This is a genomic window from Paenibacillus sp. FSL F4-0122, assembly GCF_038002845.1.
Lineage (GTDB): Bacteria > Bacillota > Bacilli > Paenibacillales > Paenibacillaceae > Paenibacillus_AQ > Paenibacillus_AQ odorifer.
In genome coordinates this window covers 6356579-6374751 of sequence record NZ_JBBODI010000001.1, presented here as the reverse complement: position 1 = coordinate 6374751, position 18173 = coordinate 6356579, and the positions used below count along the sequence as shown (strand labels likewise).

The window sequence follows — 18173 nt, the reverse complement described above, 5'->3', positions numbered from 1 at the left end:
CATGAAGCAGGAGGCACTATCGGACAATGATGACTTTAATGAACATGGTGCGGGGAACGGAGAACGATCTTCCTGCTAAAGAAATGATTAAGTATTGGAATCATGAGCCTGGAACTTTAAAGATGGTAAGGGCCAGTAGCAATTTTATTTATACCTTTCAGTGGAATGGTAAACGCTTTTATTTAAGGTTTACTCATGAAGAGGATAATTCTGCAGACAATATCCAGGCAGAGCTGGATTTTATGATGTATTTATTAGAGCAAGGTTATGAGACCGTCGCTCCTGTGCGTTCTAAGTCTGGCAATTGGATTGAAACGTTGTTAACGAATCACGGGCGATACCACGGGGTAGTTTTTGAACAGGCCCAGGGTGAATATGTTTCACTTGATGAGATGAAGGAACCTCATTTTTATCAATGGGGCCAATCGCTTGCACGTCTGCATAATTTTTCTGAAACCTATGCACCGAGCACGCCTTATCGCAAAAGCTGGGTCGATTCATTGAATTTTATTTATTCCGTATTGAGCAGGCATCCTGAGGAGCATAAGGCGCTTAAGGAATATGAGCGGATTGAAGCTTGGTTATCAGAGCTCCCTTTTGGAGTGGGGCATACTGGGCTCGTACATTATGATTTTGAGATGGATAATATCTTTTATATGCAAGAAGAATCCCGCTACAGTGCCATCGACTTTGATGACTCTATGTATCACTGGTTTGCGATGGATATTACATCGGCGTTAAGAGACCTGACGGAATCGGATGATGATAAAAGTAGAAGAAACATTGACCATTTTATTAGTGGATATAGATCGGTTAAGCAGCTAGATGATGAGTATATTAAGTTGATACCTGAATTTCAAAGATTTGCAGACTTATACAGTTTTGCTAGATTACTTCGGTGTATGGAGAATTCGGATGATTCTATTTTCCCGGATTGGGCGCAACAGCTTAAACTGAAATTAGAAAGAATTTGTGACCGATTACGAACCGGCTTTCAACCACATATAGTGCTGAAGGATATCACTGAAAAAAACTGGTACGCTTGTACTCAATTAGAAGTATCGGATGAGCAAAAGGCTATTTTTCCTGTACCGGTGGTCTATTGGTTAGCAGAAGCAGCTTATTGTGGTATGACCCCGCTCGCTTTATACGCAGATGAAGAATTGGTAGGTTTCTCTGTGTATAGCGTAGATCCTGAGGACGGAAGTTATTGGATTATGGCTTTTATGATTGACCAGAAATACCAGAACAGGGGTTTAGGCAGAACGGGTATGGATACCTTAATTCGTTATATTAAAGCAGAACACCATTGCGACAAAATCGTTATTGGCCATCGGATCGAGAACGAACGTGCTTCGAATTTATATACATCACTCGGGTTCGTTGAAGTCAGTAGGGACGAGTTTGAAGTTATACGAGGGTTGGTAGTGTGAAAAGGGAGAAGCCGCCAAGGGTTTGGCGGCTCTTTTTTTATATAAGGAAATTAAATTAATCTACAGAGCCGGTAGTCAGCAGCTGATCAAAAGAGACAGGGAATAGTGGCTCAATTAGCGATAAAATTGCTTTTGCATACTCCTGAATTTCTTTCTGAGCGTCATGCTCCAGTCTTTGATTTAAAAAATGAGCTACAGATTGAACTGAAGCTGTCCAGTACCAACGAACGAATAATCCATAAGCAGGTAGAAACAGTCTTGCTTGTTCAGCACATATGCCATCTGCTAAAGCGGCTTCATACTTAGATAATCCTAACTCGGTGTATTCTTGAAGCTCGCGGGTGTATTTTTCACCAAGCTCCCATGCAATGATGTCACCACTGCCTTGTTTGGAATTCTCTGGTTTGGATCTCCATTCTCCCGCAGCAGGTTGATAAAAAACGGGTTCTTCTGTTATGTATCTGCGGCTGGATTCGTTCCAGGCTTCCAAGCTATCTCCAGTACCTTCGTAATGAGCAGAACCGACTACGTATTTCCACCACTGTCTCGCAACCATTAATGGGGCATAAACCTCAAATTGAGTGATGGCATGGCGGAAAGGAGAGGTATGTCCTTCACGGGCAAGGAATTTTATTAGTTTAATATCCCGATCACTAAGCTCAAAAGATTGTTTTGCATAAGAAACACGCGCAGCGTTAGCAACCGTTAAATCTGAGCCCATATGATCTACTAATCTTACATAACCTTCATTTAAAACTTTGATTGTTGTCAATTTAATGTAGCCTCCTTTTCCAAAGCAGAGTAAATGAGTTCGTCACACCATTGTTGATTGCAAAATCTAGTCTCTCTTAGGATTCCATCCCTAATCATTCCTGCTCTAATCATAACTTTTTCAGATTGAAGATTCTCTGCATTGGCATAGGCAACGACTCTATGGGCATTAAGAGAGCTAAAGGCGTAGCCTATCAGTGTTTTGACGGCTTCTGTCGCATAGCCCATTTTCCAGTATTCCGGCAGTAAGACCCAGCCAATCTCCCACTCTCTGATCTCTTCCCAATTTAACTTTATACTTACGTTGCCTATGGGGGTTCTATTTTGCTTTGTACATACTGCTAGATCATAATGCTCACGCGGATCGCAGGTAGTCTGAGTCAGAATCGAAAGGAAGTTCTCTTTAATTTGTTTTGCATCTGGTGCGGTGTTTTCATATTTGTGAGACAAAGGATTAAGTTCCAGTTCTTCATAAAAAGAAAAATCATCGCTTGTATAATCTCTTAATATCAATCTGTCGGCTATTATCTCCACGGGCTAACACCTCCTAATCAATGATTATAATGGAAGACTCTGTAATTATCACGGAGTAAATTCACTAGAAATACAAAAAAATATTTCTGTAAATTTTTCTCTAGTAAAATTGTGGAATTGTGATACAGTAATTAAGGTTTATATATTTAGAGGGGGATGTAAGGAAAATGAAAGCTATTAAATGGAGCATCACTGCAGCGTTAGCAGTATCTATGTTGGGTCCAATACATACAGTGAAGGCGGCAGATACGCGTAACGTCGATTACGATCAAGGTAGTATTTTACGGAGTGCCAGTTCAGTTTCGTCATCATACAATGAAGGCAATCAGCAGGTTGAAGATTTGATATTTCAGATGGATGCTACGGAAATCACTGTTGGGGATAATGTTCCGGTACAAATCTATGCTAAAGATGCCGATGGCATATCCGAACGCGTCCCGTTAGCTCAAGCAAATGTCGTAATTGAAAAGCCTTATTTGCTGCAAAAGCAAGCCGATGGCACAATGAAAGCCTTAGCGGTAGGAGAAACGAACGTAACGGTCATTTCAGGATCAGATACCAAAACAATAAAAGTTTCGATCAGTGCGGACCATGATATTGATCAAGGTGCATTTGTTAATGGAACAATGTATTTGCCGGTTCAATCGGTTTTTCAAACGTTGGGAGCAACAGTCCAAGTTAATACAGCAACTAAAACCTTTAGCATTCGTCTAGGTGATTTGCCAATACAGCTTCAACTCGGAAGCGATATTGCAATGGTGAATGGTGCGAAGGTCAAAATGAGTGGTAAAGTGCAAAAGATCGACGGATCTACAGTTTTTCCTGCCACGCTTTTAAAGACTGCACTGTCAGCAGAGTTAATTTGGGATGGAAATTATCAGACGATGGAGATCTACTTCGGCAAAGCAGAGTTGTTCGCCTATACGAAACAAACCGCGCAGATTTTTAAGAAGGAAGAACAAGGAAACCTCGTTAAGTTCATTGGAAAAACATATTGGCTCAATCAATTCGACTCCGATTATAAGTTCCAAAAAGTCACTATTGTAGATATTCTACCTGATTATGAAGGTGAATTCGCCATTTCATTTAAGGTTTTATCGACGGGGCAAATTCTTAACTCTTATAAAATGTCGGGAGATGAGTTGATCCGTACATTAGGAAATAAAGAATATTTCTTAACAACGGATCCATTTAAGACCTATAAGTGGTCGGATGCGATTTGGACTAAGATTAAAAAGAGCATAGTTGCTACTGGGATGACCAAGCAGCAAGTGGAGTTTAGTTGGGGTAAGCCAATAAGTAAATCTACACTATCAGGTAGTGGCATTCAAGTGGAGACCTGGCAGTATGGTAATTATAACTATGTTACCTTTACGAACGGTGTTGTCTCCATGATCTATACGAATTAATTCTTCCTTATTTCTGCGTTACTTTAGTCATAGAGCCTGTCTTTGCGACATATCATTTTGGAGAAGCACTTTCAGAATTAAAGTGTTGACTATTGTTGTTCGAAATGAGGGGTTTATTCATGGCAAAGTCAAAACGTGGACATGCACTTTGGAATTTACCATCAAGGGGCAGAGGGACTTGTCCAATCTGTCAGAACACCCGTATTAAGCTGCTTTATCCCAAGAAAAAAACGGATGGAGCAGTCGTTAAGGTCTGTAAACGCTGTGACAAGGCTCCGCAGACAAAAGTAGATGCCGTGTTGATTTAAAAAGAGTACACAAAAAAGAGGCTGTCTTAAAAGTGGATTTTTCTACGTATGAGGCAGCCCTTCTCATGAATAAAACAAAGAAGCGCTTCTCTAATAAGAGAGGCGCTTCTTTTAAATTCTACAGAGATTTAGTACGTATATGATTATTTCGTTATCCGATTAATGACCTGTTCGCGTCTAGGACCCACGGAAATCGTAGTAATACGCGTGCCAATAGAGGTTTCAATAAAATCAATGTAAAGCTTAGCTTGTTCTGGCAGATCTTCGAAGTCGGTGATCTGAGAGATATCGCTGTTCCAGCCAGATAAATGCGTGAATATCGGTTTTGCAGAGTTCAGTTTATTCGTAGCCGGGAACTTGTCGGTGATCTCTCCATTTTCAAGCTCATAAGCCACACAAACCGGAATCTCATCCAAATAACCAAGCACGTCAAGATTAGTCAACACGACTTCAGTGGCACCCTGCATTTGGCAACCGTAACGAGTAGCTACAGCATCAAACCAGCCCATACGTCTAGGACGGCCAGTCGTAGCCCCGAATTCCCCGGCGTCGCCACCTCTTGTACGAAGTTCATCCGCTACGGGTCCTTCTAATTCCGTAACAAAAGGTCCAGCGCCGACACAACTGGAATAGGCCTTGGTTACAGCGATGACATTCGTGATAGCTGCTGCAGGAAGACCAGCACCGACAGGTGCAAACCCGGCAAGTGTTGAAGAGGAGGTGGAGTAAGGATAAATACCGTGATCAGGATCACGCAGAGCCCCAAGCTGACCTTCAAGTAAAATAGTCTCTCCCTTGGCATAAGCCTCTTGCAGTAAGTCTGTTGTATTGGCTACATAAGGCGCTAGCTGTGCAGCTTCTTCTTGCAGCTGAACCATTAATTCCGAGATTTGGATAGGCGTTTTCTTATATAAATGCTCAAGTAATATATTTTTGGAAGCGAGTAATTGTTCAAGACGTTTCTCAAGTCGAGCAGGATCAAATAAATCCGCTACCTGTATGCCTAGCTTTGCATATTTATCTGCGTAAAATGGTGCGATTCCTCGTTTTGTTGAACCGAATCCTTGAGATCCCAGACGTTCCTCTTCTAGTTCATCAAACAAACGATGGATTGGAAGCACGATTTGCGCCCGTTCGGATACGAATAACCTAGGTTTTGGCACGCCTCTATCCGTTAAAGCTTTCAGTTCTTTTATTAATACTTCTGTATCAAGTGCTGTTCCTGGTCCAATAATGTTTGTAACGGAAGGATAAAATACCCCAGATGGCAGCATATGCAATGAAAATTTTCCATATTGGTTTATGATGGTATGCCCAGCATTACTACCACCTTGAAAACGAACGACAAAGGAAGATTGTGCAGCTAGCACATCCGTCATTTTTCCTTTTCCTTCGTCGCCCCAGTTTGCTCCTACAATTGCAATTACGGTCACGCGTTTTCGCCTCCCAAGCTTGTTTTTGGCTACAGGACTAAGTATAATGCTAGTTAAATCATTAGAAAAATTGATATAAGTTATATCTATTATAAGGTGGAGTAATGACGTGGGGATGGACATTAATTTGGAGTGGTATCGCTCTTTTTATTGGGTAGCAAATACAGGGAGCTTAACTGCTGCGGCAGAACGACTCAATATTACACAACCGGCAGTAAGTCACACGATTAAACAATTGGAAGAGAAAATGGGCGGCCCGTTATTTTTTCGCACTTCTCGCGGGGTTGATCTAACAACAGAAGGAAAAGTACTGCTTAGCTTTATTGAGCAAGCCTTTCATCATGTAGACATGGGCGAAAGAGCGATCGCAGATATGAACAATCTGAACAGCGGCGAGATTCATATCGGAGCAAGTGACACCTTATGCAAATATTATCTGTTGCCTTTTTTGGAGCAATTTCACGAACAATTTCCCAATATCCGCATTCATATTACGAATCGTACGACACCAGAAACACTTACGCTTTTAAAAGAAGGGAAAATTGATTTTGGTATCGTCAGCTTGCCGACATCTGATAAACAGATTGATTTTCGCAAAAGTACTCAGCTTCAAGATTGCCTTGTAGGAGGCAAAGGTTTTCGTCATTTGGCGGACAAGACCATGCCGCTTGCAGACATTCAGCAGTATCCGTTGTTATGCTTAGAAGCGGGTGGGAGCACCAGAAAGTATATGGATCAGTTTTTAGCTTCTAATCATCTGACGATTACACCTGAATTTGAACTGGGCAGTGTGGATTTGCTTGTTCAGTTTGCGAAACGTGGTTTTGGCCTTGCTTTTGTTATTCGTGATTACGTAACCGAAGAATTGAAGAAAGGTGAGCTTGTCGAGATTCCTCTGGACCCACCTTTGCCAGAACGTAACATAGGAATTGCTACCCTGCGTGGAGTTCCTCTTACAGCTGCTTCAAAGTCTTTTCTAACATTATTAGAGTAGAATCAGGATAAAGAGCAATTTGAGCATACCTAGTGAAGAGGAGGAAAGGTAATGAATTCTTTACTGGCTCGGCTGCGCAAGGGATACGGGAAAAAGCTTCGGGCGCTTCATACCTGGAATGGCTGGCTGGTTGTGTTGCTCACGCTCACAGGACTTGTACTTGTAGGTGGCTTCTGGCGTGGCTTCTTAGGGGAAGGCAGAGTATGGATCAAAGGGCTTCATATCGTGGTCGGTGTTGTTTCGATTATTCCGGTTATTTATTATTTGCTGCTGGCAGGGAAACATTGGAAACAATTGAAGGAGCGGCCTTGGCAACGTTTTAATGTAATCGTTGTACTTTCATTGCTGCTAGGCTGGTTCGTTTCAGGAGTGCTACTTTGGCAATTCCGCGTGGTGGGTCCACATGTATCGAACGTTGCTCTGGTCGTCCATGACTTATTGACCTGGATAGGCCTTCCTTATATTATTTATCATTCTTTGACTCGGGTAAAATGGCTTAAAGAACCGAGCCGCCGGGTAGTGAAAAGCGGCATTGAGACAGGTAGCCCTTCGAATCATCGGGAAACCCCGCAGCCGGTTTATACACGTAGAGCTTTCATACGCGGATCGATTGGTGTTGGGCTTGCGGTAACTATAGGCCCATCGTTTATAAAATGGCTCGGCAGTTCAATTGGAAATATCGGGGGCAGCGAAACGATTGAAAAGCTGATCGAAAGTGATCGCAATCAGTTGTTGCCTGCACCCCAGCCACTGGCGGCATCCTCACCCCCTCTCGGAGGAGGGGCGCAAGGACAATTCCGTGTTTACACAGTCACTCCGATTCCGGAGTTTACGAACAACAATTGGTCTTTTACGATAGATGGGCTTGTGGAGCAGAATTTCAAGTGGAACTGGGAACAGTTCGTAAAGCTGAAGCGGACCGTTCAGGTGAGTGATTTTCACTGTGTGACAGGCTGGTCAGTCTATAAGAATACCTGGGAAGGCATCAAGCTAAAAGATCTTTTGAGTCAGGCCGGTGTGAAGCCCACAGCTAAGACTGTGAAATTCTATTCTGGTGATGGTGTATACACGGATACGCTCACATTGGAACAAGCTGACATGGATGATGTGCTGGTCGCAGTAATGCATGATGGAAAGCCGATTCCTAGCGATCTCGGCGGTCCTGTACGGTTAATCGTTCCGAAGATGTTCGCATACAAGTCTGTGAAGTGGCTGAACCGGATTGAGCTGATCGAAGGCGATCATACGGGATATTGGGAGCAACGCGGGTATTCAAATGATGCGTGGGTATAAAATAGTGATCGTTAACCTTAATGGGCTTGTTGCCTGTTAAGGTTTTTTTGTTGATTAATTCCTTATTTTTTTAACATATAGCAAATGAAGAGACGTAATAACAGAAATTGCTCCATACAATAGAAGTGACTGGATGCAGGAGGTGGTTGTGATGAACGGGGTTAGAGCCATAAAGCTGTTGGGACTTATTCTCGGTGTGGTACTACTGAACATTATCGTGTTGTCACCAGGTTTATTAGGGGTGGAAATCGGAGGAACCAGTGTATTTGAAACCGCTTTGGGTGTGACATTGTTGTTTGTTAGTCTACTTGTTATTCTTTATGGAAGTTATATTTTATTGTTTAAACCTTCATCTATCCCTGCTGTGAAAACACTGAAATCTTATGAGGATTATATAGCCGCGCTTACTCAATACAAAAATGTCAAAGTACTGAAAAAAGACATTGCGCTTGCTCTAGATCAGATATCCCGGATGGAAAAGAAGAGAAGTACCTTGTTAGATGTTTTAGGTCAGAGATTCGAATCCACTGAACTTAGCTTCAAAAAATTTAATGCAGTCAGTTATGAAGTAGCGAAGCTTTTTTACCTGAACATTCGAGGGATTCTGAATAAACTCAGTGTATTTGATGCCTCAGAGTTCACCCTTTTCTCCAGCCGGCATAGACCCTCGCAGTTCTCAGAAAAATTGGTGCAGAAAAAGACAGCTTTGTACAATGAATATTTGGCCTACGTAACAGGGTATCTTGGGGCAAATGAAGAGATTCTGCTGAAGCTGGATAAGCTGCTGCTGGAAATATCGCTACTCGACAGTACAGATTATACAGATGTTGAAGAGATGCCTTGTATGAAGGAAATCGATGAGCTGATCAAGCAGACGAAATTTTATAAGCAATGAAGGGGAGATGTGTATGGCTAATAAAGGAAAAACAGTAGCAGTTTTAGGGACCATTACTGTGGTAGTTTTTGCTCTCGTGTATTTTGGAATCACCTTAACCTCTAATATAGGAAAAACCAAAACCCAGATTTCTTCCGAAGATGCGGGGAAGCAGCTAGAGAAGCTATACAAGAACATAAACGTGACTACGGCTGAGCAAATCAAAGGCCAGATTGACCTGGATCCTGTTGCGATTGGGGATTCATTACCAGATATCTCAAAGTTTCCTGTATCCGTAGACAATACAACAGATAGCTTTGTAGAGATATTCTCTTCTACTGAAAAATCAGGAACAGGTAATGACGGGTGGCTGAATGAAGTTGCTACAGATTTTAACAACTCTAATATTGAGGTGAACGGGAGTCACGTTTCTGTGAAAATCCGTAATATTGCTTCAGGTACAGCGACAGATTACATAAGATCTGGGAAGTATGTGCCAGATGCCTTTACCCCTTCAAATGAGTTGTGGGGCGAAATGGTAAAAGCAAACGGGATGAACACGCAGCTAATCACTAAACGCCTTATAGGTAATGTAGCTGGTATTGTTACCAGTAAGGCGAAATATGATGAACTAATAGAGAAATACGGTTCTTTAAACGTAAAGACGGTTACAGACGCCATAGCAAATAATGAATTATCAATGGGTTATACCGATCCTTTTGCCAGTTCTACGGGTTTGAATTTTCTGGTAACAGCGCTTGGGACGTTTGGCGGTGCAGATTTACTTGGTGAGCAAGCAGTGCAGGGCTTTGAGAAATTCCAAGCAAATGTTCCCTTTATTGCCTCAACCACTTTACAGATGCGAGAGGCTGCAAAAACCGGTAAGCTTGATGCTTTTGTCTTAGAATACCAGATCTTTGTGAATGCAACAGATTTGAAAGGGGGGTATGTATTCACTCCTTTTGGTGTAAGACATGACAGCCCGCTTTATGCTTTGGGTGATCTTCCTCAGGAAAAACTCGATATTATTAAGAAGTTTGCTGAGTTTGTTGAACTGGATAAATACCAGGAGCTGGGTGAGAAAAAAGGCTTCAATGGTCTTAATGATTACCAATCAGAGCTTAGTACAGTGGATGGCAGTCTCATATCCTCAGCTCAGAAGCTGTGGAAAGAGAAGAAAAATGGCAATAAACCTATCGCCGCAGTATTTGTAGCAGATGTCTCAGGAAGTATGAACGGGGAACCCTTGAACCGTTTAAAGCAATCTTTATTAACAGGCCAGAAGTACTTGGGCAAGGATAACAGCATTGGTTTTGTCTCTTACTCTGATAACGTTACAATCAATCTTCCGATTGGAAAATATGACACGAACCAGCAGTCCATGTTTGTTGGTGCGATTGACAGCCTCCAAGCAAATGGGGGGACGGCTACTTTTGACGGAATCGCGGTAGCCATTCATATGCTTCAAACAGAATTACAGTTAAATCCGGATCTGAAGCCGTTGATCTTTGTATTAAGTGATGGGGAGACCAATGAAGGGCATTCCTTGAATGATATCAGAGGTCTGATTGAGACCTACAAAATCCCGATTTACACGATTGGCTACAATGCGAATATCAAGGCGCTTGAGAGTATTTCGAGTATAAATGAAGCGGCCAACATCAATGCAGATACAGAGGATGTAGTCTATAAAATCGGCAACCTGCTCAATGTTCAAATGTAAGCTATATTTTTTAGGAGGGGTTCTATGTCGTTTACTATGGAAGTCGTAAGTCAGGAAAAGCTGAAATCAGTAATTGAGGAGCAGGTCAAACCTGAGCCCGAGGAAGTATCACAACTCAAAGCACTGGCAGTAAACAATGTCTCCGCCATTCTGGATCTGAATTTAGAGTCACTGGATAAGCGAAAAGGGGTGCTGCAATCCATTGATAGCTTCGGTATGGAAACGATGAGATCCTCTTCGGACAAAAACTCCCTGTTGCAGATTTCTGTGGGGAATTTATCAAAAACAGGAGATGAAGGCGGCCAAGTAGCAAAAGGTTTGACGGAGCTTAATCTCCAGCTGAAGGATTTGGATCCCAGTGCAGTAGATTTTGCCAAGACGGGTTTTCTAGGTAAGTTCTTTAATCCATTACGTAGTTATTTTGCTAAATATCAAAAGGCGGATGCTGTGATTTCAGATATTATAATTTCTTTAGATAAGGGTAAGACCGTTTTGAAGAACGACAATACTACGCTGGAATTCGAGCAACAGGCCCTTCGGGAACTCACAAAAAAGCTACAAAAAGAGATTCAGCTCGGCATGTTGATGGATCAGGAGATAGAGACGCAACTGGAAGCGGCTAAGCTGCGTGATGAGGATGAGGAGAAAGTTCGGTTCATTACAGAAGAAGTGCTGTTTCCGTTGAGGCAGCGTGTTATGGATTTGCAACAGATGCTTGTAGTGAATCAACAAGGAATTATGGCCATAGAAGTAGTTATTCGAAATAATAAAGAGCTGATCAGAGGGGTGGACAGAGCTAGAAATGTTACCGTGTCTGCCTTGAAAATATCGGTTACGGTAGCTAGTGCGCTGTATAATCAAAGAATTGTTTTGAAAAAGATCGAACTTCTAAATCAAACCACCGATAGCCTGATCAGCGGTACCTCAAAAATGTTGAAAAACCAAGGGGCGGAAATCCATAAACAGTCGTTAGAATCAAGTATTTCAGTGGATACATTAAAGCAAGCTTTTACAGATGTGCTATCCGCTCTCGATTCCATCAGTACTTATAAGCAGGAAGCTCTCCCCAAAATGCGTGAAACTATTAATCAGTTCAGAGAGCTGGCGGATAATGGCGAACAGCAGATTGTACGGCTGGAAAAGGGAAATAACTTGGGATTGTAGCCTAGCAAAATCATAAAACCGATCAATTATGCGCCTTGAAGGAATAAATCCTAGCCTTTAGTCTGGTATGACTCCAGCCCCAAGACTGTTTTGAGCCTTCTCTTTCCCACGTATAATGAGATTAATTGAAAAACGTGAGAGGAAGGACAATAGAAATGAATGATAAGTTATACTCTATGCCGATGGGAGCTCTTGATTCCATGCATATTCCAGCAGAATCCCAACCCCAATCTAAAACGCGCAAACGTGGAGCAAGTCCAAAGACATATCGGAGTATTTTATACTTCTTAATCTCTTTGCCGCTTACGATTGTATATTTCGTGTTTATGGTGACAGGGCTGACGTTATCCATTGCGTTAACCCCAATATTCATCGGAATTCCTTTGTTTTTTGCAGTAGCTAAGGGATTGGATTACATCGTACAATTTGAGCAAGAGCTGGTCAGATCATTGTTAGATATTCCTAGACCTAGTGAAGAGGCCAGATCGGAAATGCAGCTGGAGGGAGCGGGCTTTCTGCAACGAATGAAGTTAGGTTTTCATGGAGCGAAGTTTGCCCGTAACGTTATGCTGATTATGGGTCGATTCGTATCCAGCATTATATTCTTTTCAATAACAGTAACTGTAGTAGCGGCTGCACTGGGCCTGATTACACTACCTGTGCTGCACCAGATTTTCTTGCAAACCATGGATTTGAACATTTTAGAGAATAGTGTGTTTGCTTTGTTCCAGATCGACTGGACATTATCTCAACAATATATCTCCTATGTAGTAGCTGGATTTGTTGTTGCCTTGTTAGCAAGTTGGGTGATTCGTATGCTTATGGATGTGCAACGTAGAATGCTGTTTGTATCCTACGAGGAAAGACAACAGTACTAATTGGAAAGAAGAGATTATCTCAAAACAACAACCCTTTCTGAATCTGAATAAAACACCAGACAGTGATCCTTCAGTTCGTGGAGAATCACTGTCTGGTGTTTTTGGTCTGCGGGGAGGTTTGCTTTTGCAAATGATGAGCTAGTGGAGGTTGTCTGATTGCTTCTTTGATTTTTTTGCGTCGGAAGTTGAAGGAATCTGCGAAATACCTGTACTTTGTGCAGTTATTTCGAGTGCCAAAAGGATAATCCTGAGTTTAACTGTACTTTATACAACTAAAAACTAGAGAATCCACTTATAAGGGAGTAATTTCAGAAAATAGCTGCACGAAATACACTTATATCCAGTGATCGAGTGTTCTGTTTGATTATAGTTGTATGAAATACAATTAAACTCGAACGCTTTTACACATTGCCCCCCCGTCAACTCAACTCTCCATGCATCACTTGTCGCTGGAGTGTAATCGCACAAATTATATAGATTTATATGTTCATTCATAGGCGCGTGTATCAGGTTAGAGATCAGTTAGTCTTCAACAATCATCTCTTTGGGAACTCCAAGCAGGCTTTTCCTATTCCTTTATGCCTTTGAATGATGTTATAAAAATAAGCCCTATTCCTGCCTGCTATGGCAATGCTACAAATTGTAGCCCTCACGGAGCGATCCGTAAACCGTTCTTTCGGGTTGTTTGGACGTTGTCGGAGTTGGTTTGTATGTCCCAGGATGTACTTGGTTTAGAGCTTACTATAATGCTCCTCCAACATGTGAAAAAATGTTCATAATCCCATATAAATCCTGTATAATAAGAGTTGTGAAAACGTTTGAACAAAAATCAGGAGGGGTTCTATGCATTCAAATGGATTATTTAGATGGAGGTTTTGGGGATTTGCAGTATTAGTTTTGTTAGCGCTTTCGGGATGTTCTAGTAATGGAAATGTAACTGAAAAAAATGCGGCATCATCAACTCCCAATCCAACTAAAAGTAATACTTCAAAAGCTTCGGAGAATCCAACCAATAAGGAGATAGCAAAAGGTACTGTGCACATAGAGAATCTAGGTGAGCGGAGAATATTTGTTTATTTACCTGCAGGGTATGAAGCTGACAGTGAGCGTTATCCTGTTGTGTATATGCACGATGGGCAGAATATTTTTAACACAAATACCAGCTCTTTAGGCAAAGAATGGAGAGTTGAGGAGATCATTGATCAGCTTGTTGCTGATGGAACCATGGAGAAGGTTATCGTGATAGGAGTCGCTTCAAGTGATGGATCAGAACGGGGAATGGAGTATGTTCCATTTCCGGATCAGTCTATTCCTTCGGATGGAGCGAGTGCAGCCGAATTTACCCAATATTTTATCAATACAGTTATTCCCTATGTGGATGGCGCTTACCGGACCATTCCCGATCGGGATCACCGGATGATCATGGGATCGTCATTCGGTGCTGTTCAGGCATTATGGATGGGGTATCAGCACCCGGAGACCTTCTCAGCGATAGGGGCTTTATCCCCTGCCACTTGGGTAAGCAATGGGCGTATATTGGATGAGTTGGCGAAAGAGTCCGGGAAGCCTGCATTGAAGATTTGGCTCGACATGGGTGTAACCGAAGGAATGCCAATTGATCCGCTTGTGACGGTACTAAAGTCGAAGGGATTTGTATTAGGGAAGGACCTATTCTTTCAGATGGACCCTTTGGGTACACATGAAGAGAAGTCATGGAATAGACGTGTACATAGTCCATTGATTATGTTCGCCGGGAAAGAGGCTGGACAAACGATCAAGCATGAAGTTAGCGACTATCTGACATTAATCGGACCAGAAGCTATCGATGTGCGTCTTAATTTACTAGTTACTATGGATAATGGGATGGATTTTACAATCCTTGACGGAGTTGAATATCAAGTGTTGAATCCTGAAGTAGGGCAGTTAGACAAGGCAGGTAAGGTGAGCTTCCTGAAGCCGGAATCCTTGAAAGTAAATGTTTCATTTCAAGGTGTTACTGAAGAACATTTAGTTAACTATGAGCATTATGTAAAGGTATTTAAAGTTTATGTGAAATCTCTTGATGTTGACGAGCATGGGGAGGAGTTCTCCATTAATCTGAAGCCCTCTGCTCGGAAATTAAATTCAACTCCTGAGTATATCTCAGCGCTAGTGAGCGCTGCTGAAAAAATCGGTATATATACAATTAAGGAGATTCAGGAGGATTCCATAAGTATAACCTTTAATACGAAGTAGTCATTGGAGTTCATAATCAAATGAGGTTATGCTCCTTATTTGAATTTACTATGATCTTAACTAAGGGAAACGGATCCCCTGGCTGATAATCAAGGAATTCTTCCCTAATTCTTTAAACTAAAAGAAGCTGACTCAATAAGTAGAAATTCTTACTTATTGAGTCAGCTGTTTTTTATCGCAAAATATATCCCCCATCCGGAAATAAAGTACTTCCTGTTGTATAGCCATTGGTCATCAAATAAATCGTTGTATGTGCTGCTTCGTCGGCATGGCCAACCCTGCCAAGGAGATTGATATTCGTATATTCGTCGTAAGCCTTGTCTCTAGTTTCCTGTTCTGCGCCTTCCCAATTAAAGTTGGTATGGATGGTTCCAGGGGAAATAACATTTACCCGAATCGGAGCCAATTCTACTGCTAATGCTTTTCCCAGACTTTCAATTGCGCCGTTACAAGCTGCATAGGAGGCACCGTCTGCAAGTGGACGTTGGCTGAATGCGCCGGACATAAGAACAATGGAGCCTGTAGGGTTGATAAAAGGGATAGCATGCTTTACAGCATTATATTGCGGCCAGAACTTTGCATTAAAGCAATTGTGAGCAACCTCTAAGCTCGAAGTTATCGGTCCTCTAACATAGGAGGCTCCCGGAGTGAACAAATGGTCAAATGCGCCGATTTTTTCAAAGAAAGCTTTCAAGTCCTGTTCATTTTGATTATCTAGTGAATATATTTCAACAGAATCGAAATCTAAAAACTGTTGAGCTTTCTCTAATTTATCTTGTGAACGCCCAGCGATTATGACAGCTGCGCCTTGTTCAACCGCTTGTTTGGCAGTCGCAAGCCCTATTCCGGAGCTTCCTCCGATAATGACGATACGCTGGTTTTTTAATGAAATAGTGGACATATTTATCTTCTCCGTTCATAGTTAATTGGACTTATTAAGTTCTGTTTTTTATTATTGGCTATAAAATATAACCTGCACAGTACGCACTTTTTTCGTACTAGGTACGATTTTTCGTACTAGCTGGTTCGAACATATAGTTATATAACTATCGAAAGAGGGGATCACATGGATTTGCTGGAGCCGAGATTGACTGGGGTTCTTACAACACTTGAAAAGATCGGTGGAAAGTGGAAGCCGCTCATTTTATTTATTTTATTGATAGATGGCACAAAAAGATTTGGGGAACTTAGACGGATCATCCCTGATGTTTCCCAAGGTACGTTAGCTAAACAATTACGTGAGCTTGAAGAGGATCAGCTTATCGACCGGGTGAGTTATCATGAGCTTCCTTTGAGGGTAGAATATAGTATTTCAGAACATGGAAAATCGCTAATTACAGTGTTGGATAGCATGTGTGGCTGGGGTAGGATGCATAAAGAATATTTGAATAATACAAATAAGTAGAGGGGGGACATTATTATTCATACTATTTTGCAGGAACCAACGGGTCAGACCTACAAGACGCTGGTACAGGTAGCTATGGAAGTATGTGATGAATTTATTCTAGTAAAACGTGATCAGATGGAGTTGGAGCCAGAAGGAGTTGAACTGCTTGAACAGCTGCAACCTTTTCTCAAAAAGGTCATAAAAGATGACTATTGGCCGGGGACTCGGCTTATGGGGCATTATGCAGATGTTTATTTTTTTCATTGTTCACCTGAAGCGGTCGATATTCTTTTATCCTATTCCACCAGCTTGTACTCGTGGGTACAGACCAGGCTGCCTGATGATCTTTGTTTTCTAAAACAAGGACAACCGTGGCTAATCAATACAGCCCATGAGAGAGAAAGCAATTTGATCACTGATGTGAATGAGGAACTTAATAGACTAGAGGAGTGCGGATTGTTGTTCCGTGACTTATCTGAGTTTTATAACGTTGATTAAAAATTTAACTCATATTTAGTGCAGAAGAACCCGCATTTGGTGCGGGTTCTTCTGCATGCTCATTAATATTTCTACGCATCTGTTAAACTACAAGATTTCATATATTCAAAGAAAAGTATTGATAATTATTCTCATATGATTTAATATGATAACGATTCTCATTATCATCACTTTGGTTTGAAGAATGATAAATAAAATATAGATGAGGAGATTGAATATGAATCAGAAAAAATATTTATTAGCTGGGGTATCAGCAGTTTTAGCTTTGAGTTTGGCAGCTTGCGGTAACAATGAGAAGGATAAGACAGCTTCAGAAAAAAGCACAAATAATGCTGCAGTAGCAGCAGAAGGAACAGCAAATAACAAAGGAAATGCGGCTCAGGAGGCAGTTGCCACTGAACAAACCGTTACATATTTGGGCAAGGATTATGTCGTGCCTGCAGAGATTAATAATATTGTAGCAGCAAGTCTCGAATCTATGGAGGATGCCGCCATACTGGGAGTGAAACCTGTAGGTGTACTTGCGATAGCTGATGCTATTCCAGGTTATCTGTCAACAGAGCTAGCGGGTGCATCCTTAGTGGGGGATAAATTTGCTCCAAGTAATGAAGCGATCCTGCAGCTGGATCCAGATGTTATCTTAGGGTCTTCCAAGTTTGGAGAAGATGTGGCCGGCGCACTTAATAAAATTCAAACGATGATTCCTTATTCACATATTTCAACGAACTGGAAAGATAACTTGCTCTTATTAGGTCAATTATCCGGTAAGACGGCAGATGCGGAAAAGATTATTAGCGATTATGAATCTAAAGCCGCTGATGCTAAGGCTGAAATCGGAGAAAAGCTGAAAGATCAATCCATTCTAGTCATTCGTATTCGTCAAGGCAGTATGTGTGTATATCCTGCTGGCGTTTATTTGAATCCGGTTATTTATGAAGATCTGGGCGCTGCCATTCCTGAGGTGATCTCCTCTACAGAGGCACAAGCAGAGCTTTCATTAGAAGCTTTGGCGGATATTAATCCGGACTATATTTTCTTGCAGTTTGAGACTAGTGAGAATACTGATAATGCAACAGCACTTGATGATTTGCTCAAGAATCCGATCTTCAAAAGCGTTACTGCTGTCAAAAATAATCATGTGTTTGTAAATGCAATTGATCCGTTGGCACAAGGTGGAACGGCTTGGTCTAAAGTAAGATTCCTGGATGCAGCAATTGAAAACCTGTTGAAGTAAAACCA

17 protein-coding genes are annotated in these 18173 nt (G+C 41.6%); 13 read left to right on the top strand and 4 right to left on the bottom strand.

Annotated elements, in window-relative coordinates:
- The first annotated feature begins 26 nt into the window (after positions 1 to 26).
- Positions 27 to 1433: a GNAT family N-acetyltransferase gene (locus MHH49_RS27995; RefSeq protein WP_341138701.1), complete on the top strand. Its 1407-nt coding sequence runs from the start codon at positions 27 to 29 to the stop codon at positions 1431 to 1433.
- A 55-nt stretch (positions 1434 to 1488) separates the two neighbouring features.
- On the opposite strand, the gene thyX is transcribed toward MHH49_RS27995, so the two are convergent.
- Positions 1489 to 2205 (bottom strand): FAD-dependent thymidylate synthase, encoded by a 717-nt coding sequence (gene thyX / locus MHH49_RS27990; protein ID WP_038570515.1) that lies wholly within the window; start codon positions 2203 to 2205, stop codon positions 1489 to 1491.
- Entirely contained in the window at positions 2202 to 2738 is a 537-nt protein-coding gene (locus tag MHH49_RS27985; RefSeq protein WP_339173743.1) for a GNAT family N-acetyltransferase, read from the bottom strand. Before MHH49_RS27985 ends, thyX begins: the two co-directional genes overlap by 4 nt.
- 167 nt (positions 2739 to 2905) lie before the next feature.
- On the opposite strand from MHH49_RS27985, the gene MHH49_RS27980 reads away from it, so the two are divergent.
- Both MHH49_RS27980 and MHH49_RS27975 read left to right on the top strand, forming a co-directional pair.
- Positions 2906 to 4147 carry a stalk domain-containing protein gene (locus MHH49_RS27980; RefSeq protein WP_036686374.1) on the top strand — a complete coding sequence of 414 codons (1242 nt, stop codon included), beginning with the start codon at positions 2906 to 2908 and terminating at the stop codon, positions 4145 to 4147.
- Positions 4148 to 4266: 119 nt separating this feature from the next.
- Positions 4267 to 4455 (top strand): hypothetical protein, encoded by a 189-nt coding sequence (locus MHH49_RS27975; RefSeq protein ID WP_036686376.1) that lies wholly within the window; start codon positions 4267 to 4269, stop codon positions 4453 to 4455.
- A gap of 143 nt (positions 4456 to 4598) precedes the next feature.
- Here the strand turns inward: MHH49_RS27975 and MHH49_RS27970 are convergent, their stop codons facing one another.
- On the bottom strand, positions 4599 to 5888 hold the full coding sequence (locus MHH49_RS27970) for an adenylosuccinate synthase (protein ID WP_341138700.1): 1290 nt from the start codon (positions 5886 to 5888) through the stop codon (positions 4599 to 4601).
- A 115-nt stretch (positions 5889 to 6003) separates the two neighbouring features.
- Between MHH49_RS27970 and MHH49_RS27965 the strand changes: the two genes are divergently transcribed.
- From MHH49_RS27965 to MHH49_RS27935, 7 genes are all read left to right on the top strand, one after another.
- Positions 6004 to 6882 (top strand): LysR family transcriptional regulator, encoded by an 879-nt coding sequence (locus tag MHH49_RS27965; RefSeq protein WP_036686616.1) that lies wholly within the window; start codon positions 6004 to 6006, stop codon positions 6880 to 6882.
- Between the two features lie 51 nt (positions 6883 to 6933).
- A complete protein-coding gene (locus MHH49_RS27960; RefSeq protein WP_076104290.1) occupies positions 6934 to 8175 on the top strand; it encodes a molybdopterin-dependent oxidoreductase in 1242 nt (413 codons plus the stop codon).
- Positions 8176 to 8326: 151 nt separating this feature from the next.
- Entirely contained in the window at positions 8327 to 9070 is a 744-nt protein-coding gene (locus MHH49_RS27955) for a hypothetical protein (RefSeq protein ID WP_036686382.1), read from the top strand.
- 13 nt (positions 9071 to 9083) lie between these two features.
- On the top strand, positions 9084 to 10772 hold the full coding sequence (locus tag MHH49_RS27950) for a VWA domain-containing protein (RefSeq protein WP_341138699.1): 1689 nt from the start codon (positions 9084 to 9086) through the stop codon (positions 10770 to 10772).
- A 24-nt stretch (positions 10773 to 10796) separates the two neighbouring features.
- Positions 10797 to 11936: a toxic anion resistance protein gene (locus tag MHH49_RS27945; protein ID WP_036686385.1), complete on the top strand. Its 1140-nt coding sequence runs from the start codon at positions 10797 to 10799 to the stop codon at positions 11934 to 11936.
- Positions 11937 to 12091: 155 nt separating this feature from the next.
- Positions 12092 to 12814: a sensor domain-containing protein gene (locus MHH49_RS27940; protein ID WP_051491455.1), complete on the top strand. Its 723-nt coding sequence runs from the start codon at positions 12092 to 12094 to the stop codon at positions 12812 to 12814.
- 843 nt (positions 12815 to 13657) lie between these two features.
- Positions 13658 to 15049 (top strand): alpha/beta hydrolase, encoded by a 1392-nt coding sequence (locus MHH49_RS27935; protein WP_038570535.1) that lies wholly within the window; start codon positions 13658 to 13660, stop codon positions 15047 to 15049.
- A gap of 172 nt (positions 15050 to 15221) precedes the next feature.
- Here MHH49_RS27935 and MHH49_RS27930 read toward each other — a convergent pair whose 3' ends face one another.
- Complete coding sequence (locus MHH49_RS27930; RefSeq protein WP_076213054.1) at positions 15222 to 15950, bottom strand: SDR family oxidoreductase; 729 nt, start codon at positions 15948 to 15950, stop codon at positions 15222 to 15224.
- 165 nt (positions 15951 to 16115) lie between these two features.
- Between MHH49_RS27930 and MHH49_RS27925 the strand changes: the two genes are divergently transcribed.
- The 3 genes from MHH49_RS27925 to MHH49_RS27915 all read left to right on the top strand — a co-directional run bounded on the left by MHH49_RS27925 (position 16116) and on the right by MHH49_RS27915 (position 18168).
- Complete coding sequence (locus tag MHH49_RS27925) at positions 16116 to 16454, top strand: winged helix-turn-helix transcriptional regulator (protein ID WP_036686390.1); 339 nt, start codon at positions 16116 to 16118, stop codon at positions 16452 to 16454.
- Between the two features lie 75 nt (positions 16455 to 16529).
- Positions 16530 to 16934, top strand: a complete 405-nt coding sequence (locus MHH49_RS27920) for a hypothetical protein (RefSeq protein WP_143763122.1) — start codon at positions 16530 to 16532, stop codon at positions 16932 to 16934.
- A 217-nt stretch (positions 16935 to 17151) separates the two neighbouring features.
- On the top strand, positions 17152 to 18168 hold the full coding sequence (locus tag MHH49_RS27915; protein WP_076213058.1) for an ABC transporter substrate-binding protein: 1017 nt from the start codon (positions 17152 to 17154) through the stop codon (positions 18166 to 18168).
- The last annotated feature ends 5 nt before the right edge of the window (positions 18169 to 18173 follow it).

Coding starts and splice junctions, on each gene's coding strand:
- MHH49_RS27995 (WP_341138701.1), top strand. CDS start 27: ATGATGACTTTAATGAACATGGTGCGGGGAACGGAGAACGATCTTCCT.
- MHH49_RS27980 (WP_036686374.1), top strand. CDS start 2,906: ATGAAAGCTATTAAATGGAGCATCACTGCAGCGTTAGCAGTATCTATG.
- MHH49_RS27975 (WP_036686376.1), top strand. CDS start 4,267: ATGGCAAAGTCAAAACGTGGACATGCACTTTGGAATTTACCATCAAGG.
- MHH49_RS27965 (WP_036686616.1), top strand. CDS start 6,004: ATGGACATTAATTTGGAGTGGTATCGCTCTTTTTATTGGGTAGCAAAT.
- MHH49_RS27960 (WP_076104290.1), top strand. CDS start 6,934: ATGAATTCTTTACTGGCTCGGCTGCGCAAGGGATACGGGAAAAAGCTT.
- MHH49_RS27955 (WP_036686382.1), top strand. CDS start 8,327: ATGAACGGGGTTAGAGCCATAAAGCTGTTGGGACTTATTCTCGGTGTG.
- MHH49_RS27950 (WP_341138699.1), top strand. CDS start 9,084: ATGGCTAATAAAGGAAAAACAGTAGCAGTTTTAGGGACCATTACTGTG.
- MHH49_RS27945 (WP_036686385.1), top strand. CDS start 10,797: ATGTCGTTTACTATGGAAGTCGTAAGTCAGGAAAAGCTGAAATCAGTA.
- MHH49_RS27940 (WP_051491455.1), top strand. CDS start 12,092: ATGAATGATAAGTTATACTCTATGCCGATGGGAGCTCTTGATTCCATG.
- MHH49_RS27935 (WP_038570535.1), top strand. CDS start 13,658: ATGCATTCAAATGGATTATTTAGATGGAGGTTTTGGGGATTTGCAGTA.
- MHH49_RS27930 (WP_076213054.1), bottom strand. CDS start 15,950: ATGTCCACTATTTCATTAAAAAACCAGCGTATCGTCATTATCGGAGGA.
- MHH49_RS27925 (WP_036686390.1), top strand. CDS start 16,116: ATGGATTTGCTGGAGCCGAGATTGACTGGGGTTCTTACAACACTTGAA.
- MHH49_RS27920 (WP_143763122.1), top strand. CDS start 16,530: ATGGAAGTATGTGATGAATTTATTCTAGTAAAACGTGATCAGATGGAG.
- MHH49_RS27915 (WP_076213058.1), top strand. CDS start 17,152: ATGAATCAGAAAAAATATTTATTAGCTGGGGTATCAGCAGTTTTAGCT.